Source organism: Agromyces agglutinans, assembly GCF_009647605.1.
Classification (GTDB): Bacteria; Actinomycetota; Actinomycetes; order Actinomycetales; family Microbacteriaceae; genus Agromyces; species Agromyces agglutinans.
This window is the reverse complement of the sequence record NZ_WJIF01000002.1, coordinates 20,422-43,030: the sequence shown is the minus strand read 5'-3', so window position 1 is coordinate 43,030 and position 22,609 is coordinate 20,422. Positions and strand designations below refer to the sequence as shown.

23 protein-coding genes are annotated in these 22,609 nt (G+C 69.5%); 12 read left to right on the top strand and 11 right to left on the bottom strand.

Annotated elements, in window-relative coordinates; all coding sequences use genetic code 11:
- Positions 1-98 precede the first annotated feature (98 nt).
- Positions 99-992, top strand: a complete 894-nt coding sequence (locus GE115_RS03390; RefSeq protein WP_153683874.1) for a formylglycine-generating enzyme family protein — start codon at positions 99-101, stop codon at positions 990-992.
- Positions 993-1,075: 83 nt separating this feature from the next.
- On the top strand, positions 1,076-2,575 hold the full coding sequence (locus tag GE115_RS03385; RefSeq protein ID WP_153683418.1) for an arylsulfatase: 1,500 nt from the start codon (positions 1,076-1,078) through the stop codon (positions 2,573-2,575).
- 76 nt (positions 2,576-2,651) lie between these two features.
- On the opposite strand, the gene GE115_RS03380 is transcribed toward GE115_RS03385, so the two are convergent.
- Entirely contained in the window at positions 2,652-5,177 is a 2,526-nt protein-coding gene (locus GE115_RS03380; RefSeq protein ID WP_153683417.1) for an MMPL family transporter, read from the bottom strand.
- Between the two features lie 77 nt (positions 5,178-5,254).
- Between GE115_RS03380 and GE115_RS18480 the strand changes: the two genes are divergently transcribed.
- The 3 genes from GE115_RS18480 (at position 5,255) to GE115_RS03360 (ending at position 8,307) form a co-directional block, all read left to right on the top strand.
- Positions 5,255-6,763: an alpha/beta hydrolase fold domain-containing protein gene (locus tag GE115_RS18480; RefSeq protein WP_216648742.1), complete on the top strand. Its 1,509-nt coding sequence runs from the start codon at positions 5,255-5,257 to the stop codon at positions 6,761-6,763.
- 87 nt (positions 6,764-6,850) lie between these two features.
- Entirely contained in the window at positions 6,851-7,342 is a 492-nt protein-coding gene (locus GE115_RS19065) for a MarR family winged helix-turn-helix transcriptional regulator (RefSeq protein WP_172979674.1), read from the top strand.
- 170 nt (positions 7,343-7,512) lie between these two features.
- Positions 7,513-8,307 (top strand): DUF2306 domain-containing protein, encoded by a 795-nt coding sequence (locus GE115_RS03360; RefSeq protein ID WP_153683415.1) that lies wholly within the window; start codon positions 7,513-7,515, stop codon positions 8,305-8,307.
- A gap of 16 nt (positions 8,308-8,323) precedes the next feature.
- On the opposite strand, the gene GE115_RS03355 is transcribed toward GE115_RS03360, so the two are convergent.
- Complete coding sequence (locus GE115_RS03355) at positions 8,324-9,031, bottom strand: SOS response-associated peptidase (protein WP_216648741.1); 708 nt, start codon at positions 9,029-9,031, stop codon at positions 8,324-8,326.
- A gap of 257 nt (positions 9,032-9,288) precedes the next feature.
- Here GE115_RS03355 and GE115_RS03350 point away from each other — a divergent pair, with 257 nt between their 5' ends.
- The 5 genes from GE115_RS03350 (at position 9,289) to GE115_RS03330 (ending at position 13,796) form a co-directional block, all read left to right on the top strand.
- Positions 9,289-10,257 carry a PstS family phosphate ABC transporter substrate-binding protein gene (locus GE115_RS03350; RefSeq protein WP_312854860.1) on the top strand — a complete coding sequence of 323 codons (969 nt, stop codon included), beginning with the start codon at positions 9,289-9,291 and terminating at the stop codon, positions 10,255-10,257.
- 101 nt (positions 10,258-10,358) lie between these two features.
- A complete protein-coding gene (gene pstC / locus GE115_RS03345) occupies positions 10,359-11,252 on the top strand; it encodes a phosphate ABC transporter permease subunit PstC (protein WP_153683414.1) in 894 nt (297 codons plus the stop codon).
- A gap of 2 nt (positions 11,253-11,254) precedes the next feature.
- On the top strand, positions 11,255-12,166 hold the full coding sequence (gene pstA, locus GE115_RS03340; RefSeq protein WP_153683413.1) for a phosphate ABC transporter permease PstA: 912 nt from the start codon (positions 11,255-11,257) through the stop codon (positions 12,164-12,166).
- A gap of 86 nt (positions 12,167-12,252) precedes the next feature.
- Positions 12,253-13,023, top strand: a complete 771-nt coding sequence (pstB, locus tag GE115_RS03335; protein ID WP_216648766.1) for a phosphate ABC transporter ATP-binding protein PstB — start codon at positions 12,253-12,255, stop codon at positions 13,021-13,023.
- A gap of 170 nt (positions 13,024-13,193) precedes the next feature.
- On the top strand, positions 13,194-13,796 hold the full coding sequence (locus GE115_RS03330) for a winged helix-turn-helix transcriptional regulator (RefSeq protein WP_172979672.1): 603 nt from the start codon (positions 13,194-13,196) through the stop codon (positions 13,794-13,796).
- Here the strand turns inward: GE115_RS03330 and GE115_RS03325 are convergent.
- The 9 genes from GE115_RS03325 to GE115_RS03285 all read right to left on the bottom strand — a co-directional run bounded on the left by GE115_RS03325 (position 13,775) and on the right by GE115_RS03285 (position 20,855).
- Positions 13,775-14,767 carry an arsenate reductase/protein-tyrosine-phosphatase family protein gene (locus tag GE115_RS03325; RefSeq protein ID WP_153683410.1) on the bottom strand — a complete coding sequence of 331 codons (993 nt, stop codon included), beginning with the start codon at positions 14,765-14,767 and terminating at the stop codon, positions 13,775-13,777. The two genes, GE115_RS03330 and GE115_RS03325, sit on opposite strands and share 22 nt — an antisense overlap.
- Positions 14,768-14,770: 3 nt before the next feature.
- Positions 14,771-15,097 carry an ArsR/SmtB family transcription factor gene (locus GE115_RS03320; RefSeq protein WP_153683409.1) on the bottom strand — a complete coding sequence of 109 codons (327 nt, stop codon included), beginning with the start codon at positions 15,095-15,097 and terminating at the stop codon, positions 14,771-14,773.
- Positions 15,098-15,177: 80 nt separating this feature from the next.
- Positions 15,178-16,164 carry a thioredoxin-disulfide reductase gene (gene trxB, locus GE115_RS03315; RefSeq protein WP_153683408.1) on the bottom strand — a complete coding sequence of 329 codons (987 nt, stop codon included), beginning with the start codon at positions 16,162-16,164 and terminating at the stop codon, positions 15,178-15,180.
- Positions 16,157-16,807 carry an arsenate reductase ArsC gene (locus tag GE115_RS03310; RefSeq protein ID WP_153683407.1) on the bottom strand — a complete coding sequence of 217 codons (651 nt, stop codon included), beginning with the start codon at positions 16,805-16,807 and terminating at the stop codon, positions 16,157-16,159. The genes trxB and GE115_RS03310 overlap by 8 nt, the downstream gene beginning before the upstream one ends.
- Before the next feature lie 24 nt (positions 16,808-16,831).
- Positions 16,832-17,251 (bottom strand): arsenate reductase ArsC, encoded by a 420-nt coding sequence (locus tag GE115_RS03305; RefSeq protein ID WP_153683406.1) that lies wholly within the window; start codon positions 17,249-17,251, stop codon positions 16,832-16,834.
- A gap of 24 nt (positions 17,252-17,275) precedes the next feature.
- Positions 17,276-18,031: an MIP/aquaporin family protein gene (locus tag GE115_RS03300; RefSeq protein WP_216648739.1), complete on the bottom strand. Its 756-nt coding sequence runs from the start codon at positions 18,029-18,031 to the stop codon at positions 17,276-17,278.
- 16 nt (positions 18,032-18,047) lie between these two features.
- Positions 18,048-18,935: a metalloregulator ArsR/SmtB family transcription factor gene (locus GE115_RS03295; protein WP_153683404.1), complete on the bottom strand. Its 888-nt coding sequence runs from the start codon at positions 18,933-18,935 to the stop codon at positions 18,048-18,050.
- A gap of 43 nt (positions 18,936-18,978) precedes the next feature.
- Positions 18,979-19,485, bottom strand: a complete 507-nt coding sequence (locus GE115_RS03290) for a GNAT family N-acetyltransferase (protein WP_172979732.1) — start codon at positions 19,483-19,485, stop codon at positions 18,979-18,981.
- Between the two features lie 14 nt (positions 19,486-19,499).
- Entirely contained in the window at positions 19,500-20,855 is a 1,356-nt protein-coding gene (locus GE115_RS03285) for an FAD-dependent oxidoreductase (protein WP_153683403.1), read from the bottom strand.
- A 90-nt stretch (positions 20,856-20,945) separates the two neighbouring features.
- Between GE115_RS03285 and GE115_RS03280 the strand changes: the two genes are divergently transcribed.
- Both GE115_RS03280 and GE115_RS03275 read left to right on the top strand, forming a co-directional pair.
- Positions 20,946-21,308: an ArsR/SmtB family transcription factor gene (locus GE115_RS03280; RefSeq protein WP_153683402.1), complete on the top strand. Its 363-nt coding sequence runs from the start codon at positions 20,946-20,948 to the stop codon at positions 21,306-21,308.
- A 40-nt stretch (positions 21,309-21,348) separates the two neighbouring features.
- A complete protein-coding gene (locus GE115_RS03275; protein ID WP_312854859.1) occupies positions 21,349-22,491 on the top strand; it encodes an MFS transporter in 1,143 nt (380 codons plus the stop codon).
- The last annotated feature ends 118 nt before the right edge of the window (positions 22,492-22,609 follow it).

The following is a 22,609-nucleotide window of genomic DNA, read 5'->3' as shown; positions in this document are numbered from 1 at the left end:
ACCCACTCGAGTGGGTTCCCGGAAGAGCGGGAACGGCGCCCGGACCCGCCGGCCCGCGTCACGGCTACGGTGGATCCATGACCGCACCCGAACGCGACATGGTCCGCCTCGACGGCGGCGTGTTCCGCATGGGATCCGACGAGTTCTATCCCGACGAGCGGCCGGTGCACGAGCGCGAGGTCGCTCCGTTCCTGATCGACCGCTATCAGGTCACGAACGCGCAGTACGCGGCGTTCGTCGACGAGACCGGGTACGTCACGGTTGCCGAACGAGAGCTCGACCCGGCGGCGTTCCCCGGCGCCGATCCCGCCGATCTCGTGCCCGGCGCGATGGTGTTCACGCCGACCCCCGGCCCCGTCGACCTGCGCAACTGGCGCAACTGGTGGCGCTGGCAACCGGGCGCGTACTGGCGGCGGCCGTTCGGTCCCGGCTCCTCGATCGACGAACGGATGTCGCATCCGGTCGTGCATGTCGCGTACGAGGACGCGACGGCCTACGCCGAGTGGGCGGATGCCCGTCTGCCCACCGAGGCCGAGCACGAGTACGCGGCGCGAGGTGGGCTCGACGGCAAGCGGTTCGCGTGGGGCGACGACGCCTACCCCGACGGCGCCGTCATGGCGAACTCGTGGCTCGGGCGGTTCCCGTACGACAACCAGGGCGTGGGTGATGCGGCTCCCGTCGGCTCGTACCCGCCCAACGGGTATGGCCTGTTCGACATGACCGGCAACGCGTGGGAGTGGACGACCGACTACTACACGCCGCGGCACCTTCGGCTGACCGACCGACCGGTCGACGCCGGCAAGCGCGAGAACCTGCTCGCGGCAGCGAGCGCGCAGCAGGAGTTCCCCGAGATCCCGCGCCGGGTGCTGAAGGGCGGCTCCCACCTGTGCTCGCCCGACTACTGCCTGCGGTTCCGGCCTGCGGCGCGCTCGCCGCAGGCGGAGGACACGGGCATGAGCCACATCGGCTTCCGCTGCGCACGCGACGCCTGACCGCGAGGCATCGGACCGGTGACGACGGATGCCCCGACCCGTAGGCTTCGGGTGACGACGTTTCGATTCCGGGGGAGGAATCCATGGCCGACAAGCCGAACATCCTGATCATCTGGGGCGATGACATCGGCATCTCCAACCTGAGCGCGTACTCCGACGGGCTCATGGGGTATCGCACGCCGAACATCGACCGCATCGCCGACGAGGGCGTGAAGTTCACCGACTACTACGGCGAGCAGAGCTGCACGGCCGGGCGCGCCGCGTTCATCACCGGGCAGAACCCGTACCGCACGGGGCTCACGAAGGTCGGCATGCCCGGCGCCGCGCTCGGGCTGAAGGCCGAGGACCCGACCATCGCGACCGCGCTCAAAGCGCAGGGGTACGCGACCGGCCAGTTCGGCAAGAACCACCTCGGCGACCGCGACGAGCACCTGCCGACGGCGCACGGGTTCGACGAGTTCTTCGGCAACCTTTACCACCTCAACGCCGAGGAGGAGCCCGAGCACCCCGACTACCCGACCGACGAGGAGTTCCCGGGCTTCAGCGATCGGTTCCGGCCGCGCGGCGTCATCCACTCCTGGGCGAACGCCGACGGCACCCAGCGCATCGAGGACACCGGCCCGCTCACCAAGAAGCGCATGGAGACCTGCGACGAGGAGTTCCGCGACGCGGCGGCCGAGTTCATCCGCGCGAAGGCCGACGAGGACGAACCCTTCTTCGTGTGGTTCAACTCGACGCACATGCACTTCCGCACACACACGAAAGAGGAGAGCAAGGGCCGCGCCGGCCGCTGGCAGTCCAACTACCACGACACGATGCTCGACCACGACGACCTCGTCGGCAGCCTCCTCGACCTCCTCGACGAACTGGGCCTCGCCGAGAACACGATCGTCATGTACTCGACCGACAACGGCCCGCACATGAACAGCTGGCCCGATGCGGGCATGACGCCCTTCCGCAACGAGAAGAACTCGAACTGGGAGGGCGCCTACCGGGTGCCGGCGATGGTCCGCTGGCCGGGGCGCATCCCGGCGGGCACGACGCTCAACGGCATCGTGAGCCACAACGACTGGTTCGTGACGCTGCTCGCCGCCGCCGGCGACGCCGACATCGCCGACCGGCTGAAGGCGGGAACCGAGCTGAACGGCACCGAGTACAAGGTGCACCTCGACGGGCACAACCAGCTCGACTACCTCACCGGCCAGGCCGAGTCGAGTCCACGCCGGCACTTCTTCTACGTGTCGGACGACGGCGACCTGACCGCGCTGCGCTTCGACAACTGGAAGATCGTGTTCCTCGAGCAGCGAGCCGTCGGCACGCTCGACATCTGGCTCGAGCCCTACGTCGAGCTCCGAGCGCCGAAGCTGTTCAACCTGCGCACGGATCCGTACGAGCGGGCCGACATCACGTCGAACACCTACTACGACTGGATGATCGACCGGATCTTCCTCTTCGTCCCGGCCCAGGCCTACGTGGCGAAGATGCTGCAGACGCTCGTCGAGTTCCCGCAGCGCCAGGAGTCGGCGAGCTTCACGATCGACCAGGTCCTCGAGAAGCTGAAGGCGAGCACCGGCAGCCACTGACCCGGTGCCGTGAATGACGGATGCCCCGTCCGCGAGCGACTCGCGGGCGGGGCATCCGTCGGTTGAACGGTGCGGGTCAGGCGTGGTGGCGACGCTCGAGCGCCGCGCCCTCCACGTCGACGTCGGGCATGATGCGGTCGAGCCACTTCGGGATCCACCATGCGGACCTGCCGAGCAGGTGCATCAACGCGGGCATCAGCAGCATCCGCACGACGAATGCGTCGACGAGCACGCCGAACGCGAGGCCGAACCCGATCGAGCGGATCATCGTCGACTCGGCGAAGACGAACCCGCCGAACACCGAGATCATGATGAGCCCGGCGGCGATCACGACCGACCGGCCGGCTCGGAATCCTCGGGCGACCGCGAGTCGCGCCGACGCGCCGTGCACGTACGCCTCACGCATGCCCGTCGCGAGGAACAGCTGGTAGTCCATGGCGAGCCCGAACAGGATGCCGGTGAGGATGACCGGCAGGAAGCTCAGGATCGGCCCGGTGTGGATGCCGAGCGCGTCGGCCCCCCAGCCCCACTGGAACAGCGCGGTGACCGCGCCGAAGGTCGCGAACAGCGACAGGATGAATCCGCCGGTCGCGATCAGCGGCACGAGGATCGACCGGAACACCAGGATCATGATCAGCAGCGACAGGCCGACGACCACGGTCAGGTAGAGCGGCAGCACCGCGGCGAGGTTCGCCGAGATGTCGATGTTGATCGCCGCCTGGCCGGCGACGCCGAGCGCGATGTCGCCGTCGACGGGCGGCAGGTCGCGCAGGTCGTGCACGAGCTGCTCGGTCGACTCGCTGTTCGGGCCCTCCGCGGGAACGACCTGGAACGCGGCGACGGAGCCGTCGTCGGCGATCGCGATCGGGGCGACCGCCACGACGTTGTCCTGCTCGGCGAGCACGTTCGCCACGTCGAGCTGGGCCTGCAGCTGCTCGGCGTCGGTGAGGCCGCCGGGCAGGTCGGCGGTGACGAGGAGCGGCCCGTTCACGCCGGCGCCGAATGCCTGCTCGGTCGTCTCGAACGCGCGGTACGACGCCGACTCGACCGGCTCGGACGAGCCGTCGGGCAGGCCGACCCGCATGTCGAGTGCGGGGATCGCGATGGTGAGGAGCGCGGCGGCCGACACGACGACGGTGACGATCGCGCGCCAGGTCGCCATCGGCTTGGCCTTCAGGTCTTCGTGGTGCACCTCGCCGATGCGGGCGCGCGCCCGCTTGCCGAGGATGCGCGGACCGAGCAGGCCGAGGATCGCGGGCGTGAGGCTCACCGCGATGAGCACCGCGATGATGACGGCGACCGCGCCCGCGGTGCCCATGAGGCCGAGGAACGGCACGCCCGTTACGTTGAGCGCGAAGAGGGCCACGACGACGGTCGTGCCGGCGAAGACCACGGCGTTGCCCGCGGTGCCGTTCGCGAGGCCGACCGACTCCCGCACCTCGGCGCCCTCGAGCAACTGCTTGCGGTGCCGGTTGATGATGAAGAGGGAGTAGTCGATCCCGACCGCGAGCCCGAGCATCAGGCCGAGGATCGGCGTGACGGAGGCCATCTGCACGACGCCCGAGAACGAGAGCGTGCCGAGCGCCGCGATCGCGACGCCGAAGATGGCGGTGACGATCGGCAGCGACGCCGCGATGAGCGAGCCGAGCATGACGATCAGCACGATCGCGGCGAACACGACGCCGACGATCTCGCCGACGCCCACGAGCTGGGGCACGCCCTGCGCGATCTCGGTCGAGAACGACACCTCGACGCCCTCGATCGGCTCGGACTCGAAGTGCTCGATCACGGCCTGCTTGGAGGACTCGGGCAGCTCCATGCGCGGTTCGGTGAACGCGACGTTCACGAGCGCGGTCGATCCGTCTTCGGAGACGATGCGGATGTCGCTCGAGAGGGCGAGGAGCTCGGCGCCCTGCTCGAGCTGCACGGCGTTCGTCTCGAGCTCGGCGCGGCCATCGTCAAGCTGCGCCTGCTGGTCGGCGAGCTGCTGCGCGCCCGCGTCGAGCTGCGCCTGCTGGGCGTCGAGCTCGGCCTGCTGCGCGTCGAGTGCGGCGAGCTGCTCGTCGGGCGCTCCGGCGTCGACCGCCTGCTGGCGGGCCGCGTCGAGCTGGGCCTGTCCGGCGTCGAGCTGCGCCTGCCCTGCGTCGAGCTGGGCCTTCGCCGCGTCGAGCTGCTGCTGCCCGGCGTCGAGCTCGGCCTCACCGGCGTCGAGTCGGGCCTGCCCGTCGGCGAGCTCCTGTTCGCGGTCGGCGCGCTCCTGCTCGGCGTCGAACGGGTCGATGACGTCCGCGACATCCGGCAGGTCGGCGGCGCTGTCGACGAGCGCGCTGATCTCGGCGCGCTGCTCGTCGGTGAACGCCTCGCCGTCGGTGGTCTCGAAGACGACCGTGCCGGCCGCGCCGGCGTAGTCGGGCAGCGCCTCCTCCAGCTCGGCGACGACCTCGCCGGAGGCGGTGCCGGGCACGTCGAAGCTGGTCGCGAGTCCCTTGAAGCCCACGAGGAATCCGCCGACCGCGATGGCGAGCACCGCGAGCCACGCGGTGACGACGACCCATCCGCGCCGTGCGGCGAACTTCCCGAGTCGATAGAGCAGTTCAGCCATGCGTTCGTGTTTCCTCTCGAGAGCCCAGACAAGAATACGCAACGGTCCGTCTCGCTGACTGAACGTAGGATGTGAGGATGGCGGACGGACGGCGCGGTGCCGCGCGGAGTGAGACCGCGCGACTCGCGATCCTGCGGGCCACCGCGGCCCAGTTCGCCGAACGCGGCTACGACCAGCTCAGCATGGAGGGCATCGCGGCGGCAGCCGGCGTGGGCAAGCAGACCATCTACCGGTGGTGGCCTTCGAAGGGTGCGCTCGTCGCCGAGTGCCTCATCGAGGACCTGCTGCTGCCCGACCACTTCACGCCCGCCGACACCGGCGATGTGCACGCGGATTTCACCGCCTGGCTCGAGGTCGTGTTCGACTTCATCGCCGACCCCTCGAACGCGAGCCTCATGCGCTCGCTCGTCGCTGCCGCGACCTCGAACGTCGAGGTCGGACTGCGGTTGCAGGAGAAGATCGGGTCGGCATCGGTGCTCATCTCGCGGCTCGAGACGGGCATCGCGGCCGGGCAGGTGCGGGCGGATGCCCCGTTGCCCGAGATCGTCGAGGCGTTCGTCGGCTCCCTCACGCTGCGGGCCCTGAGCGGTGCGCCCGTCGATCCGGGCACGGCCGCCCGGATGGTCGACGCGGTGCTCGGTCCGGTGTCGGTGCCGGCGGTGGTGCCGGGTGCGCGCGGTGCGGCGGGCGCGCGCGGCGAGCCGGCCACGTCGGCCGTCGCCGGAGGCGTCCGGGTGCTCCGCGATCTCGTGTACGCCGAGCCGACCGGGTTCCGACCGCTCGCACTCGACCTGCACCTGCCGCCCACGGCGGCGACCGGCGCGCACCGCGGCGACCCGGCGCCGCTCGTGCTCTTCGTGCACGGCGGCGGATGGCGCTCGGGCAGCCGCCGTGAGTTCGGGCCGGACGTGCGCGACGCCTTCGCGCGCATCGCCGCGGCCGGCTTCGCCGTGGCATCCGTCGACTACCGGCTGAGCGGCGAAGCCGTCTTCCCGGCGCAGGTCGACGACGTCGCGGCGGCGCTCGCGTGGCTGCGCGTGCGCGCCGACGCCTTCGGCATCGACGGTGCGCGCGTCGTCGCCTGGGGCGAGTCGGCGGGAGCGACGATCGCCTCGCTCGTCGCCCTGCGAGCGGATGCCTCGGTGCGCGGGGTCGTGCACTGGTACGGCCCGACCAACCTGATCGAGCACGCCCGCCTGCTCGGACGCACGAACGACCCCGACTGCGCCGAGGCCCGGTGGCTCGGAGCGACCGCGGGGGAGCGGCCCGACCTCGCGGCGGGCGCGTCGCCGGCGCTCGTCCTCACCGCTGGGGCCGCCGCGCGTGCGGGTGCGCCCACCGGCGATGCCTACGGCGGTGTCGCCGTGCCGCCGCCGTTCCTCGTCGTCAACGGCACGAGCGACGACGCGGTGCCGCACGCGCAGGCCGTCGAGTTCGCCGACGCGCTCGCCGCCGCGGGCGGCGAGGTCGAGCTCGTGCTCGTCGACGGAGCCCGGCACCGGTTCGAGGGCGATGTCGACCGTGAGGCGCTGTTCGAGCACGCCGTCGGGTTCGCGCGCCGGGCCGTGTCCGCCGTTCGCGAGTGAGCCGGGCGGTCGCGTGACCCCCGTGGCCCCCGCGGCCCCCCGATGGGGCGCTTGACGGGGCATCCGGAACCCGGCGAGACTTCGGGAGTGACCCGGAAGCTCGATTCGGCCGGTGCAGCCCGACTCAGCGGTGTCGTCCCGCCGCTCCGGCGCGGCCTGCTGCAGATCGCGCGCGCGAGCCGGCGGCTCCCCGAGCTTCCCGACGCGCAGATCGAGGTCCTGCGGCTGCTGCCGGCCGGCGTGATGCGCACGCCCGGCGAACTCGCCGACGTGCTGCGGCTCAGCCGCCCGACCATCAGCAACCTGTTGCGGCTCATGGAGGAGCAGGGACTCGTCAGCCGCAGGGTCTCCGACCGCAATCGACGGCACATCGAGGTGCGGTCCACCGACCACGCCCTCGCGCTGCTCGCGCAGTTCGATGCCGCGAGCACCGAGATCCTCGCGTCCGCGCTCGCCGAGCTCGCGCCGTCCGAGCTCGAGGCGATCGCCGGCGCGGTGCCCGCCCTCGAGCAGCTGCGTGACCACGTCGTCGCACGCGCCCGGGCCCTGCCGCCGGTCGAGACGGATACCTCGCACTGACGGCCGCGCGCCACGCGCTCGTCGCGCGCTCGCCATGCGCTCGCCGTGCGCTCGCCGCGCGCTCGCCATGCGCTGCGCCCGCATCGGCGCCACCAGCGCCGCTGACCCCCGCGGGCTCACGGGGGTCAGCCCGAGTGCGGCAGTCGGAGGGGCGTCGATACCTTCCCCGCATGACCTCAGACACCCGTATCGAAACCGACGCCGTCGCCGGCCCGGCGGCACCGAGGCCGTCCCCGCGGGGGGACGGATCGACCTGCCCCACCGCGGCCGGCCGCACGGGCTGGACGCTCGTGCTGCTGACCTCCCTCGGCATCGCCGCCTTCGCGCTGTCGCCCTACCTGACGCAGTCGCTCGCCGCCGGTGCGGAGTCCGGCTCCGCGATCGCCGCGACCTATGCCACCCAGCCGCTCGCGATCCAGCTCGCCTTCTACGCCCACATCGTCGGGGGCGGCATCGCGCTCGTCGCGGGTCCGTTCCAGTTCTGGCGCGGGCTGCGGGCGAGGCATCCGAAGGTCCATCGCTGGACCGGACGCGTGTACCTCGTCGCGATCGCGATCGGCGGGCTCGGCGGCCTGGTCATCGCGCCGGTCGGCGACGCCGGACTCGCCGGCCTGTTCGGGTTCGGCACGCTCGCGGTGCTGTGGCTCGTGACCGGCTGGCGCGCGTACGTCGCGATCCGTCGCCGCGACGTCGCGAGTCACCGTGCGTGGATGATCCGCAACTTCGCCCTGACGTACAGCGCGGTCATGCTGCGGATCTGGCTGCCGCTGCTGATCGTGGCGCAGGTGCCGTTCGGGTCGTTCGACTTCGGCGACGCCTTCGAGAACGCCTACGCGGCCGTGCCGTTCCTCGCCTGGCTGCCGAACCTCGTCGTCGCCGAATGGATCATTCGCCGGCGCGGCCTGCCGTCGTACCGGCTCGGCGTCGCGCCCGAGGCGCGGCCGGCGGCGCAACCGGCGATCTGACCGGGCGCCGGCGCGGTCACTCGTCGAGCGGCTCGATCAGGGTCGGGTCGCCGGGATCGATGCGACGGTGGTTGTTGACCCGCGGGTCGACCTCGTACTCGTTGATGGTCGGCGCGACCCGGTCGGATGCCTCGATCAGGAAGTCGACCATCGCCTGGGCGCCGCCCGGGTCGAGCTTCGCCGGATCGAGGTACCGCTCGATCTCGCCGAGCGGCAGGTAGACGGGCATCCGATCGTGGACCTCGCCCGACGCGTCGCGGGCCTCGCGCGTGATGATCGAGGTCGACACCTCCCATGAGCCGTTGTCGAGCTTGCGCGCGGTCGAGATGCCGGCGGCGGCGAGCAGGTCGTCGGGGCCGTGTAGGAAGTGCGCCTGCTTGTGCCCGGGCTCCCCGGTCCACTCGTAGTAGCCGCGCATCGGCACGATGCACCGGCCCGACGCGAACGCGCCCTTCCACAGCCCGTTCGTCGCGACGGTCTCGATGCGGCTGTTGAACTGGGGGCGCTTCGACTCCTTCATGAACGAGGGCCGGAAGTTCCACACCGCGGGCTCGACGCGCCGCACGAACTCGCCCGTGTCGGACTTGGCGCGCTCGCGGATGATCGGCACGACGTCGGTCGGCGCGAGGCTGAAGCTCGGCTGCCAGTCGGGGAAGTCGTCTTCGGCGTCGAAGACATCGGTCAGGTCGGTGACCTTCTGCGAGACGACGAACCTTCCGCACACGGTCGGCTCCCTTCCACGATGATGGATGCTCCGCCCAGCGTCGCACACCCCGCCGACGTCGGGGCGTGGCGGTGCGAGTCCTCCGCCGGGCTTGCGACGTGCACTGAAGCCCCGCGCGGTGAACGGCCCGGATCCGGATGGCTCGCGGTAAGCCGTCGTTCACCCTGCGTTCATTTAGACGATCTTCTATGTGTTGAGCCGGATACCGGCCATCACATTTCATCCACGAGGCGAAATCCTCTCCCGGAAGGATCACCGTGTCTTACCGTTCTCTGAAACTCGCGGGGTTGAGCGCGACCGTCGCGGTCGGCGCCCTCCTGCTCACCGCGTGCGGCGGCCAGCCGGCTGCCGGCGAAGGCTCCACCGAGGGTGGCGGCATCAGCGGCTCCGTCGTCGCCGACGGTTCGTCGACCGTCGCCCCGCTCACCGAAGCGGCCGCAGACTTCTTCCGCGACGAGGCGCCCGACGTCAATGTCACCGTCGCCACTTCCGGCACCGGAGGCGGCTTCGCGAAGTTCTGCGCCGACGAGACGGACATCTCCAACGCGTCCCGCCCGATCAAGGACGAGGAGATCGCACTCTGCGAAGACGCCGGGATCGAGTACACCGAGATCGTCATCGCCAATGACGGGCTCTCGGTCGTCGTGAACCCCGAGAACGACTTCGCCCAGTGCCTGACCGTCGAGCAGCTCAACACGATCTGGGGCCCCGACGCCGAGGGCACCGTGACGAGTTGGAACCAGGTCGACTCCTCCTTCCCCGACCTTCCGCTCGCGCTGTTCGGTGCGGGAACCGATTCCGGTACGTTCGACTACTTCACCGATGCGATCAACGGCGAAGAGGGCGCGATCCGCACCGACTACAGCCCCTCCGAGGATGACAACATCACCGTGCAGGGCGTCTCGGGCGACGAAGGTGCGATCGGGTTCCTCGGTCTGTCGTACGTCGAGGAGAACCCCGACGCGATGAAGGCGGTCGAGGTCGACGGCGGTGCTGGTTGCGTCGCCCCGTCCGCGGAGACCGTGCAGGACGGCACGTATACACCGCTCGGACGCCCGCTCTTCATCTACGTGAACAACGCGTCGTATGCCGAGAAGCCGCAGGTCAAGGCCTTCGTGGACTTCTACGTCGAGTCCGAGGCCGAGGTCGCCGAGGCGGCGCTCTTCATCGGCCTGACGGAGGAGCAGAAGGCCACGGCACAGGACGAACTCGCCACGCTCGGCTGAGGACCTCGATGCTGGCCAACACCACAGCCTCGGTTACCGAGGTGCCCAGGACCGCCAGCACGGGTGGCTCGACGACTCCGTCGGGCCACCCGCCTCGGTCCATGTTCGCCGGGCGCGCCCGTCCCGGCGAAGCCGTCATCAAGCTCGCCCTCAGGCTCGCCGCGGCGGTCGCGATGCTGACGACGATCGGCATCGTGATCGCCCTGCTGGTTCCGGCCATCGGCTTCTTCCGCGAGGTACCCGTCTTCGATTTCCTGTTCGGCGACCGGTGGGCGCCCAGATTCGCGGATGCCTCCTTCGGCGTGATCCCACTGGTCACGGCAACGCTGTGGACCACGGCGATCGCGCTCGTCGTCGCGGTGCCACTCGGGCTCGGCGCCGCCATCCTGCTCTCCGAGTACGCGCGCCCGGGTCTGCGCAAGGTGCTGAAGCCCATTCTCGAGCTCCTCGCCGGCGTACCGACGGTCGTCTACGGGCTCTTCGCGCTCCAGTTCATCCAGGCGACCGTGTTCCGCGAGTGGCTGCGCCTCGACACCGGGGCATTCAGCGTCCTCGCTGCCGGACTCGTGATGGGCATCATGATCATCCCGACCGTCGCCTCGATCTCAGAGGACGCGATGTCCGCCGTGCCGATGGCCCTGCGGCAAGGATCGTTCGCCCTCGGGGCGAACCGCATGCAGACCAGCCTCCGGGTCGTGTTCCCTGCTGCCCTCTCAGGCATCATGGCGGCCATCGTCCTGGGGATCTCGCGCGCGGTCGGCGAGACGATGATCGTCGCGATCGCTGCGGGCAACCAGGCGCGCATCGTGTCCGGACCCCTCGAGCAGGGGCAGACGATGACCGGGTTCATCGCCAACGCGGCGCTCGGTGACTCCCGAGTCGGTTCGCTCGAATACGACACCCTCTACGCCGTCGGCCTCCTGTTGTTCGCGATCACCCTGATCGTCAACTTCATCAGCATCCGACTCGTCCGCCGATTCCGACAGGCCTATTGATCATGAGATCCCTCCAGGACTCCCTCGCCGGGGCGCCGACGATGCCGCTCAAGACCGGTCGCGCTCCGGGCGAGCGCCGCGCAGCACCGCTCGTCTTCCTGATCCTGCTCTGGCTGAGCTTGGCTGTGGCGGTGATCTTCCTGATCACCCTGATCGTGAACATCGTGCTCGAGGGCGGGAGTCGCTTCGGCCTTCCGCTGTTCACCGAGTACCCGTCGTCGTCACCCGACCGAGCCGGCGCGCGCCCGGCGATCCTCGGATCGATGTGGGTCATCGGCACGACCGCGGTGCTGACCATCCCGCTGGGGGTCGCCGCAGCGGTGCACCTCGAGGAGTTCGCCGACAGGAAGCATTGGTTCAACCGCGTGATCGAGTTGAACGTGCAGAACCTCGCCGCAGTGCCATCCATCGTGTACGGACTCCTGGCACTGGCCTTCCTCACGCTCGTCGGCGTGCGAGACAAGAACATCGTCATCGGGGGTGCCCTCGCCCTGAGCCTGCTCATCCTTCCGGTGATCATCATCGCGACCCGCGAAGCGATCCGGGCCGTGCCGGCGGAGATCCGCGACGGTTCCCTCGCGCTCGGTGCAACCAAATGGCAGACGACGTGGCGACAGGTGCTCCCGGCATCTGTGCCGGGCATCGCGACCGGGTCCATCCTCGCGCTCTCCCGGGCGCTCGGAGAGGCAGCACCCCTTCTCCTGCTGGGCGCACTCGTATTCGTCAGCTTCGATCCCAACGGGCTGCTCAGCGGCTTCACGACGCTCCCGATCCAGATCTTCAACTGGACCGGCCGTCCGCAGGAAGGCTTCCACGAGCTCGCCGCCGCGGCGAGCCTCCTCCTCCTCGGCTTGCTGCTGGTCATGAACGGGCTCGCCATCTTCATCCGCAACCGATACCAGAAACGGTGGTAACCATGGCAACGGCCCATGACGACGCCCCTATGCACCTGCAGGCCGCACGCAACGGAAGCGTCGCCGACCACGTCGCCCGCCCGATCATGCGGGTCGAGAACGTCGACGTGTACTACGGCGACTTCCGCGCCGTGACCGACGTGAACCTCGCATTCGGGCTCAATGAGATCACCGCCCTCATCGGTCCGTCCGGTTGCGGTAAGTCGACGTTGCTGCGCTCGCTCAACCGCATGAACGATCTCATCGAGGGCGCCCGCGTGGAGGGCGAGATCCTCTTCCACGGCGAGAACATCTACGGAAAGGGTGTCGACCCAATCGAGGTGCGTCGGCGGATCGGGATGGTGTTCCAGAAGCCGAATCCGTTCCCGAAGTCGATCTACGACAACATCGCCTACGGCCCACGGGTCACCGGCATGAAGGTCGAATCGATGGACGACTTGGTGGAGGAATCGCTCACGCGTGCCGCGCTCTGGGACGAGGTGAAGGACAAGCTCAAGCAGTCGGCGATCGGATTGTCGGGCGGTCAGCAGCAACGACTGTGCATCGCGCGCGCGATCTCCGTGCGACCGGACGTCATCCTGATGGACGAGCCGTGCGCATCGCTCGACCCGATCGCGACGATGCGCATCGAGGATCTGATGCAGGAACTGCGGAAGCAGTACACGATCGTGATCGTCACGCACAACATGCAGCAGGCGGCTCGAGTCGCCGATCGCACGGCCTTCTTCACGGCGCAGGTCTCGGAAGGCAGCGGTGCGCGGACCGGGGTGCTCGTCGAGTACGGCACGACGACGCAGATCTTCGAGGACCCGACGGATCAGCGAACCGAGGACTACATCTCCGGGCGTTTCGGATGAGCACGGTGGGCGTCCGGTCGGGCGTCGCGGCGGTCCCGAGCGAGCTCGCCTACGCGCATCAGGGCGCATCCCGAATCGCGGTCGGCGCCCCGAAGTGGCCGGCACGAGTGTTGTTCATCGAGTCGAGATCGGCGCCCGGGTATCCCGCCGAGTCGGTCGAGACCCACGGCTTGGAGATCCACGGGTACAGCGATGCCATCGGTGCGCTGCTGGCGGTGCGGGAGGAGGAGCCTGCCGCGATCGTCGCGCCCACCGATATGGTGAACGTGGACTTCATGAGCTTCATCGAAGCGATGGCGGCGTGGAGCGAGGTACCGGTCATCGTCGGCGTGGCCAACCACGACGGTGCAGCCGACCTCGCGTACCAGGCGATCGCGAGGGGCGCCCGGTCGATCCTCGCGCTGCCGTGCCGTCCGGATCAGCTCATCTCGGCGGTGCGATCATGCGGGGTGCGCATCGACTCGCATTCCCGGCCGCTCACGATCGGAACACTGTTGCTCGAACCCCAGGCGTTCAGGGTCACGATCGATGGGCGCACGGTACCGCTGACCCCACGTGAGTTCCTGCTCGTGCAATGCCTGATGCTCGCCACGCCTCGGGTCGTCAGCGTTGAAGAACTCACTCGGGCCCTCTCCACCTACGATGACGGCAGTGTCCCGGCCACCCGCGCCCTGGTGACCCGGGTGCGCAAGAAGCTCGAAGCCACCGCGGTCGGCTCCGGGCGCATCCTCGAGACGCTCCGCGGTATCGGCTACCGGATCGCCGAGGTCTGATCTGCAGGCAGGCCCAGGCTCGCCATGAGCTCATCCACGTGCGATCTGATCTCATCGCGGATCCGGCGGACCTCTTCGAGCGGATGACCGAGCGGATCGCGGATCTTCCAGTCCATGTAGCGTCGCCCCGGATATACCGGGCAGGCGTCTCCGCAGCCCATGGTGACCACCACATCGGCGGCCTGCACGACCTCGTCCGTCAACGGCTTGGGGAACTCGGCAACGGTCGGCACACCGATCTCGTCCAGGGCCTGCACGACGAGCGGGTCGATCGTGTCGGCCGGTTGCGACCCCGCCGTCCGCACGTGCACGTGCGGTCCGGCGAGACTACGGAGCAGGCCGGCCGCCATCTGGGAACGGCCGGAGTTCTGCACGCACACGAACAGGACCTCGGGCACGCCGGTGAGATCGAAGCCCTGTGCAGCCGCAAGTGCGCCCAGGCGGTCACTGGCGAACCGGCTCGTCAAAGAGGGGAGATGACGCGTGGTCTTCGCCCGCCGAAGGAGCAGCTGATAGCTCTCGGCGACGTACCGTTCGACGGTCTCCCGTGAGAAATGCGCGCTGAACCGGTACGCGAGCCGATCCGCAATGCGCTGGATCTGCGAGGGCAGCGCGACCGCACCGCTGGCCCGCTCATCGGCCGGCTCCACGGGCGCGTAGATCGGCTTCCCGGCGAGGAGGCGGCCGAAGCGAACCCACGCCTCGGCGGACGGGATCAACTGGGGTGACCTCGGGCCAGGTCTCGGCACGAGTAGGCCCACTGCCTCAAGGCGCTCCAGGTGCTCGATCACGCTCGGTGCGTCGATCTCGAGCTGCTCGCCCAATTCGGCCGGGCTCCACGCCCGGTCTGGATCAGTCGCGAGTACGCTCATCAGCCTGAGTCGAATCGGATCGGCGAGCACTCCGATCTGCTCGGCGCGGCTCTGCGCTGATACGGGATCCAACGGCGCAGTTGCGCCGGGCCCGCTCATCGTTCACCGGAGCAGGTCGTCGATCTCCGACGCGCGGTCGGATGCCACGGAGAACCAGGCGTGGCGGCCTCGCTGCTCTCGGACGAGCAGACCGTCGTCGACCATGATCCGCAGGTGGTGGCTGACGGTCGGCTGGGTGAGTCGGAGATGGTCGGCAAGCTCGCCGACGGTCGATTCCGCGTTGACGCTCCGACGAATGAGGCTGAGCAGTTGCAGCCGCGTCGGGTCCGCGATCGCTCGAAGCGTCCGCGCGAGGGATTCGGCAGCTTCCCGGTCCAGCGCGGCCGGCTCTTCCCGCCCAGCGGGGAGCCGGAGCGGATCGGCAGCCATGCTCCCGATTCTAGACGAGCGTCCTTTCGGTCGTCTGACAGGGGCGAGTCAGATTCGGCGAGCATGAATCGGTGCATCGTTCATGACGTTTCGAGGATGACGGCTGCTTGTTCTTCGACCGGGGAGGCGAGTCCGTGCGCCGCGAGGTAGTGCTCGGCGTCGAGCGCGGCGGCGCAGCCGGTTCCTGCTGCGGTGATCGCTTGTCGGTAGCGCTTGTCGACGAGGTCGCCGCAGGCGAACACGCCGTCGAGGTTCGTCTGCGTCGACGGGTGCGCGACTCTTACGTAGCCGTCGTCGTCGAGGTCGATCTGGCCGGCGACGAGCTCGCTGCGCGGGTCGTGGCCGATCGCGATGAAGAGCCCGGTCGCGTCGAGTGCCGCGTCGGCGCCGGTGGTGGTGTCGCGGAGTCGGAGGCGCTCGAGGCCGTCCTCGCCTTCGACGGCGATGACTTCCGCGTTCCAGTAGGGGCGGATCTTCGGGTTGGCGAGGGCGCGTTCCTGCATGATGCGGGACCCGCGCAGTGAGTCGCGGCGATGCACGAGGGTGACGGAGTCGGCGAACCGAGTGAGGAACATGGCCTCTTCGAGGGCCGAGTCGCCGCCGCCGACGACGGCGACGTCCTTGCCCTTGAAGAAGAATCCGTCGCAGGTGGCGCACCAGGAGACACCACGACCGGTCAGCCGTTCCTCGCCCTCGATGCCGAGCTTGCGGTACGCCGAGCCCATCGCGAGCACGACGGCGTGGGCCCGGTATTCGACGCCGTTGATGGTGCGGATGGTCTTGACCGGTCCGGTCAGCTCGACCTCGGTCGCGTCGTCGTAGACGATGCGGGCGCCGAAGCGTTCGGCCTGCATCCGCATCTGGTCCATGAGTTGGGGGCCCATGATGCCGGTGGAGAAGCCCGGGTAGTTCTCGACCTCGGTCGTGGTGACCAGGGCGCCGCCGGCTTCCACGGAGCTCGCGAGCACGACCGGCTCCAGGCCTGCGCGGGCGAGGTACACGGCTGCGGTGTAGCCGGAGGGGCCTGAGCCGATGACGACGACGTTCTCGATGGGGTTCTCATTCATGGGGTGCGGCCTCCAGGCTGTGCAGCAGGTGTTCGACGTTGGAGCGGATCTGGTCACGGACCCGGCGGACCCCGTCGAGGGTGAGCACGTCAGGGTCGTCGAGGTGCCAGTCGAGGTACTGCTTGCCCGGGTAGACCGGGCAGGCGTCGCCGCAGCCCATCGTGATCACGACGTCCGCGGCGCGGACCACGTCATCGGTGAGCGGCTTCGGAAATTCGTGGCTGAGATCGATGCCGGCTTCGGTCATGACCTGGACGACGGAGGTGCCGAGGTCGGATGCGGGCTGGGATCCTGCCGAGCGGACATGGATGCGGTCGCCGCCGAGTTCCCGGAGGTACGCAGCCGCCATCTGCGATCGGCCGGCGTTCTGCACGCAGACGAACAGGACCTCGGGCACCGGCTTCGCGATCGCGCCCTTGGACTGCGCCAGCGCCATGAGCCGATCCTGCGCGAAGCGGGTGGCGAGGCTGGGCAGGTGGGTGTTGACCGTCGCGGTGCGCGCGAGCGCGGTGTACGACTCGAAGACCACCCGTTCGACGGTCTCTTCGCTGAAGATCCCGTCGAAGCGGACGGCGAGGCGTTCACTGGCCCGGTGCAGCACGGAGTCGGGTGTGAGGAGCGGCGGCTGCTCGGTGCGCGTCATGATCCTGGCCGTCCGTCGGGCGGATCAGACCGTGGCGTTCGCGGGCAGGAGTTCGCTGATGAGTTCTTCCACGCGGCGGCGGATCTCGTCACGGATCGGGCGTACGGCCTCGATGCCCTGGCCGGCCGGGTCCTCGAGCTCCCAGTCCTCGTAGCGCTTGCCGGGGAAGATCGGGCAGGCGTCGCCGCAGCCCATGGTGATGACGACGTCGGATTCCTTCACCGCGTCGACGGTGAGGATCTTCGGGGTGTTGCCGGTGATGTCGATGCCCTCCTCGGACATGGCTTCCACGGCGACCGGGTTGATCTGGTCCTTCGGCTCGGAGCCGGCCGAGCGGACCTCGACGCGGTCCCCGCCGAGCTCGCGGAGGTAGCCGGCGGCCATCTGGGAGCGGCCCGCATTGTGGACGCAGACGAACAGGACGGTGGGCTTCTCAGTGCTCATATCTGAATGATAGACCGTGATCTATCATTTGGCCACTCCCGCGGGAACCTTCTTTTCCTTTCGCTCCGATGCTGCGGCTCGGACGGGGAAGAGGAAGCCGACCAGCACGATGCCAAGGACCGCGCCGACGATCTGCGCGCCGACGAACGGGAGGACCGAGGTGGGCGAGATGCCGGCGAAGGTGTCCGAGAAGACGCGCCCGATCGTCACGGCTGGATTGGCGAACGAGGTGGAGCTGGTGAACCAGTACGCCGCGCCGATGTACGCACCGACCGCTGCCGGGATGATGCGGGTGTTGCCGCTGCGCACGAGCGCGAAGATCACGAGGACGAGTCCGGCGGTCGCGACGACTTCAGCGAGCAGCGTCGACGGCGTCGCACGTTCCGTGGTCGCGATGGCCGTGGACACATCGAACATCGCGTTCGCGAGCAGGGCGCCCGCGATCGCGCCGAGCACCTGCGCGCCGGCATACGGGGTGACATCGCGCACAGCGAAGCCGGGCTGTCCCGAGCGTCGCCCGAGCCACCAGTCCGCGAGCGACACGACGGGGTTGAAGTGGGCACCGGATACCGGGGCGAGGACCGCGATCAGGACAGCCAGGCCGAGCGTGGTGGCGAGGCTGTTCTCCAGCAGCTGCAGGCCGATGTCCTCCGGGGAGAGCTGTGATGCGGCGATCCCGGAGCCGACGACGATCGCGACGAGCAGCCCGGTTCCGAGGAACTCGGCGACCAGGCGGCGGGCGAGCGGGGCAGGGCTGGGCTGGGGTGACTCGTCGGTCATCGGTCCTGTCGATCGATCAGAGGGTGGCGAGCAGCTCGCGGATGCGGCGCTCGATGTCATCGCGGATCTCCCGCACTTCGGTGATGGGCTTGCCGACCGGGTCGGGGAGGTCCCAGTCCAGGTAGCGGCGGCCGGGGTAGATCGGGCAGGCGTCGCCGCAGCCCATCGTGATCACGACATCCGCGGCCCGCACCACCTCGTCGGTCAGTGGTTTCGGGTACTCCCCGGCGAGCGGCACGCCGATCTCATCCAGCGCCGTCAGGACCGAGCTGCGGACCTCACCCGCCGGGTCGGACCCGGCGGTGCGTACGTGCACCCGGTCTCCGGCGAGGTGTCGGAGGATGGCGGAGGCCATCTGCGACCGTCCGGCGTTCTGGACGCAGACGAACAGGACCTCCGGAATCTCGGAACCGGCGCCGGGCTCCTCGCGAGCGAGGGCGTCGAGCCGATCCGCCGCGAACTGGGAGGCGAGGGAGGCGAGGCGGCGGCCCGGCGCGGGTCGGTCGGCGAGGAGGTCGTAGCTCTCGCGCACGTACCGCTCGACCGTCTCGGGGCTGAAGGTCCCGCGGTACCGGTCGCTGAGATCTCGCACCACGCGCTCCAGCACCGGGTCGACCGGGACGGACGACTCCTGGGCGCGAAGGATCTCAGCCAACCGGTCCGCGTGCTCGTCCGCCAGGGAATACCAGGTGCGGCGCCCATCGGGGTGTCGCTGCACCAACCCCTCATCGAGAAGCGCCTTCATGTGGTGACTCACCGTCGGTTGCCGCAAACCGAGTTCCTCAGCGAGACGCCCCACGAGCACCCGCCCGTCAGGGGCCTCGAGGATGCTGCGCAGGATGTGCGCCCGCGTCGGGTCGGCAACGAGACGCAACTCGCGAGCAGAGTCCACCGAAGCATCCATAGACCAGAGTCTATCTAACGGTCGGGTGCCGACGCGAGAACCTTCAGTTCAGCTGCGACACCTCAGCCTCGTCCTGACGACGCAGTTCGATCAGGATCGTGTCCCGCCACTTGCCGGCGTGTGGGCCGTAGCCCATGCGAGCGATGCGTTCGCGCCGGCCGACGGTGCGGAAGCCGGCGCGTTCGTGGAGGGTGAGGCTGGCGACGTTCTCGGGGAAGATCGAGGACTGGATCATCCAGTAGCCGGCCGCGTTCGTCGTCTCGATGAACGCGGACAGCAGCTGCCGCCCGGCGCCGGTTCCTTGCGCTGCGGGGTCGACGTAGATCGAGTGCTCGATCACGCCGCGGTACACCTCACGCGCGGAGACCCTGGATGCCGCTGCCCACCCGATCACGTCGCCGCCCGCATCGCAGGCGACCAGCCGGGCATCGGGCACCCTGGACTGGTCGAAGGCGTCCCAGCTCGGCGGTTCGGCCTCGAACGTGGCGTTGCCGGTGCCGATGCCCGCGGCGTAGATCGCCTGCACGGCCGGCCAGTCCGATGCCTCCATCGGCCGGATGGATGTCACGAGCAGCAGCTCGAGGCGCTGCCCGATGCGTCGTCGCCTGTTCCGCAGGACGATCCGTCGGGCGCGAGGCTCGTCGAGCACACCCCGGTCTCCGGAAGGACGAGCTCGACGTTGCTCGCCGCGGCGAGGTCACCGGCGAGCCAGGCCGTGATCGAGCGGACCTGCTCGTACCCGGTCGCGAGGAGGAACGTCGGTGCGCGGCCGTAGCTCTTCATGCCCGCGAGGAAGAACCCGGGCTCGGGGTGGGCGAGCTCCGCGAACCCGTGCGGCTCGACCGTGCCGCAGGTGTGCACGTTCGGGTCGATCAACGGCGCGAGGCGCTTGGGGGCCTCGACGATGTCGTCGAGCTCGAGGCGGATCTCGCGGAGCATGTCGAGGTCGGGACGGAAGCCCGTGGCGCTGACGACGAGGTCGGTCTCGTGCTCGACCAGCTCGCCGCGCCGGGCGCCGATCAGGCGCACGCCGTCGTCGGGGCGGCCGAGGCGGACGATCTCGAACCGGTCGACCACGGTGATGCGGCCCGCGGCGACCAGGGCGTCGACGCGGCGGCCGATCGAGGCGCGGGCCGCGAGCCCGTCGTCGTCCGAGGTGGTGACGCGGACGGCGCTCGCGTTGCGGATGAGCCAGGTGATGCGGGTTCCGGGTTCCTGCTCGGCGAGCTCGGCCAGCGCCAGGAGCGTGTTGGCTGCGGAGTGTCCGGCGCCGACGACGGTGGTGTGCCGGCCGGCGAAGCGGGCTCGTTCGCGGCCGAGGACGTCGGGCAGGGGGTGGCTGACCCGGTCGGCGACGTCGACGAGGCCGAGCGGGTCGAGGCCGGAGGAGCCGAGGCTGTTGGGGTGGGCGTAGGTGCCTGAGGTGTCGATCACGGCGCGGGCGGTGTACTCCTCGACGCCGTCGGGCGTGCGGGCGCGGAGCAGGAACGGGGTGGAGGCGCGGCGTGCCGTGCGGGTGCGGTCCATGCCCTGGCGAGTGACGGCCTCGACCCGGATGCCGGTGCGGATACGCCCCGCGATCTCGTCGAGCGCGGCCAGCGGCTCGAGGTAGCGCTCGACGAGTTCGGTGCCGGTGGGGAGGCTCTGCGGTGCGGGGAGCTGCCACCCCGTCGCCTCGAGCAGGCGGCGCGAGGCGGGGTCGACGACGTGCTTCCACGGCGAGAACAGCCGGGTGTGCCCCCACTGCCGGATGCTGGAGCCGATCTCATCGCCGGCTTCGTAGACCACGAAGTCGATGCCCCGCTCGACGAGGTTCGCGGCGGCCGCCAGGCCCACCGGCCCGGCGCCGATGATCGCGACCGGCAGGGTGTCCAGGCCGCGTCGCTGCAGACTCGGGACGGTGAGATCGATCATCGTCATGATGGGTGCGCCTCCTAGGCATCGATGAACTTCGATACTGAGTGTGCCTACTTCATCGATGTTTGTCAATATTCGGATAGAGTGGTCGACATGTCCACCACGCTGCTGCCCGTCATTCAGCCAGATGCCGCCGTCTGCTGCACGCCGCTGACCAGCGAGGCCATGGACGCAGAGCGCGCCGACGGGCTCGCGAAGAAGCTGAAGGCACTCGCAGACCCGACCAGACTCCGTCTCGTGTCGATCGTCGCGGCATCCGAGGGTACTGAGGCGTGCGTGTGCGACCTCATCGAACCTGTAGGCCTCAGCCAGCCGACGGTGTCGCATCACCTGAAGATCCTCATGGAGGCCGGGTTCCTGACCCGCAGCAAGCGCGGAACCTGGGCGTACTACAAGCTCGTGCCCGGCGCGCTGGGCCAGCTCTCGCAGTTGCTCGACGTCACCGCATCCCGCTGAGCACGACCTGCCGCCGGTCGTGTCGACGTATCCACTCGGCGTGCGCTTGGCCGCGCTTTCGGTCGGGCAGGTCATCAGCTGGGGCATCCTCTACTACGCGCTGATCATCGCCGCTCCCGCGATCGCGGACGAGACCGGCTGGAGCGTCGCGACCATCACGCTCTGCTTCTCGGGCGGGCTCATCGTCTCGGCCGCGGCGGGTATCGTCGTCGGCCGCTGGCTGGATGATCGCGGACCGCGCCTGATCATGAGCGTCGGCGCCATCGTCGGAACCCTCGGCCTGGTCATCGTGAGCGCCGCACCCGACCTCATCGTCTTCACGCTCGGCTGGGTCGTCTGCGGACTCGCCCAATCCGCGGTGCTCTACCAAGCCGCGTTCACCGTCATCGCCCGCCGCCACGGCGACGCCCGACGGGGTGCGATGACGATCCTGACCCTTGCGGGCGGGCTCGCGTCGACCGTGTTCGCGCCGGTCGTCGCGGGTCTGCTCACGCTGATGGACTGGCGTGCGACGTCCCTCATCCTCGCGGTCGTCCTGCTCGCCCTGACCCTACCGCTGCATTGGATCTTCCTCGAACGCACTTGGGCACCGCTCCCGCCGGCGCACGACGGCGAGGCGGTCCACAACGTCGGGACCGTCATCCGCACCCGCCGGTTCTGGATGCTCGAGATCTCGATGCTCGCCCTCGCCGCCGCGCTCTTCAGCGTCACCCTCGCCATCATCCCCCTCTACATGGAGAAGGGCATGAGCTACGAGCTCGCCGCCTGGGCGCTGGGATTGCTCGGCGCCGGCCAGGTCATCGGCCGGCTCCTCTACGTCGCCATTCCGCACGGAACCGCACCCTGGATCCCGCTGGCGATCACCTCGGGCCTCGCAGCACTCCTGCTCGCCCTGATCGGTCTCGTGCCCGGTCCGCCCTGGCTCCTCATCGTCATCGGCGTCATCACCGGCGCCGTCCGCGGTGCGCAGACCCTCGTGCAGGGCTCCGCGGTGGCCGACCGGTGGGGGGTGCGGAACTACGGCACCATCAACGGCGTCTTCGCCGCGCCGATCACCGCGATCTCCGCACTCGGCCCCGCGCTCGGCCCGGTCATCGCGATCGCCGTCGGCGGGTACTCCGCGATGGCGCTCGTGATGGCCGCTCTCGCGATCGTCGCGGTGATCACAGCCCGGTTCTCCTGAGCGTGCTACGGTGCCTCCCGACAGCGCCTAGGGTTCCGGGGTGGCACGGAGGTGCGGCCCGACTGGTCCGAGCGGCGCCACGGTCGTCGCCGACGGCGGCCGTCATCTGACAGGACAA

Coding starts and splice junctions, on each gene's coding strand:
- GE115_RS03360 (WP_153683415.1), top strand. CDS start 7,513: ATGACCTCAGACACCCGTATCGAAACCGACGCCGTCGCCGGCCCGGCG.
- pstA (WP_153683413.1), top strand. CDS start 11,255: ATGAGATCCCTCCAGGACTCCCTCGCCGGGGCGCCGACGATGCCGCTC.
- GE115_RS03290 (WP_172979732.1), bottom strand. CDS start 19,485: ATGGAGGCATCGGACTGGCCGGCCGTGCAGGCGATCTACGCCGCGGGC.
- GE115_RS03305 (WP_153683406.1), bottom strand. CDS start 17,251: ATGAGCACTGAGAAGCCCACCGTCCTGTTCGTCTGCGTCCACAATGCG.
- GE115_RS03325 (WP_153683410.1), bottom strand. CDS start 14,767: ATGAGCGGGCCCGGCGCAACTGCGCCGTTGGATCCCGTATCAGCGCAG.
- GE115_RS03295 (WP_153683404.1), bottom strand. CDS start 18,935: ATGGATGCTTCGGTGGACTCTGCTCGCGAGTTGCGTCTCGTTGCCGAC.
- GE115_RS03310 (WP_153683407.1), bottom strand. CDS start 16,807: ATGACGCGCACCGAGCAGCCGCCGCTCCTCACACCCGACTCCGTGCTG.
- GE115_RS03385 (WP_153683418.1), top strand. CDS start 1,076: ATGGCCGACAAGCCGAACATCCTGATCATCTGGGGCGATGACATCGGC.
- trxB (WP_153683408.1), bottom strand. CDS start 16,164: ATGAATGAGAACCCCATCGAGAACGTCGTCGTCATCGGCTCAGGCCCC.
- pstC (WP_153683414.1), top strand. CDS start 10,359: ATGTTCGCCGGGCGCGCCCGTCCCGGCGAAGCCGTCATCAAGCTCGCC.
- GE115_RS03320 (WP_153683409.1), bottom strand. CDS start 15,097: ATGGCTGCCGATCCGCTCCGGCTCCCCGCTGGGCGGGAAGAGCCGGCC.
- GE115_RS03380 (WP_153683417.1), bottom strand. CDS start 5,177: ATGGCTGAACTGCTCTATCGACTCGGGAAGTTCGCCGCACGGCGCGGA.
- GE115_RS03300 (WP_216648739.1), bottom strand. CDS start 18,031: ATGACCGACGAGTCACCCCAGCCCAGCCCTGCCCCGCTCGCCCGCCGC.
- GE115_RS03390 (WP_153683874.1), top strand. CDS start 99: ATGGTCCGCCTCGACGGCGGCGTGTTCCGCATGGGATCCGACGAGTTC.
- GE115_RS03280 (WP_153683402.1), top strand. CDS start 20,946: ATGTCCACCACGCTGCTGCCCGTCATTCAGCCAGATGCCGCCGTCTGC.
- GE115_RS03285 (WP_153683403.1), bottom strand. CDS start 20,855: ATGACGATGATCGATCTCACCGTCCCGAGTCTGCAGCGACGCGGCCTG.
- GE115_RS18480 (WP_216648742.1), top strand. CDS start 5,255: ATGGCGGACGGACGGCGCGGTGCCGCGCGGAGTGAGACCGCGCGACTC.
- pstB (WP_216648766.1), top strand. CDS start 12,253: ATGCGGGTCGAGAACGTCGACGTGTACTACGGCGACTTCCGCGCCGTG.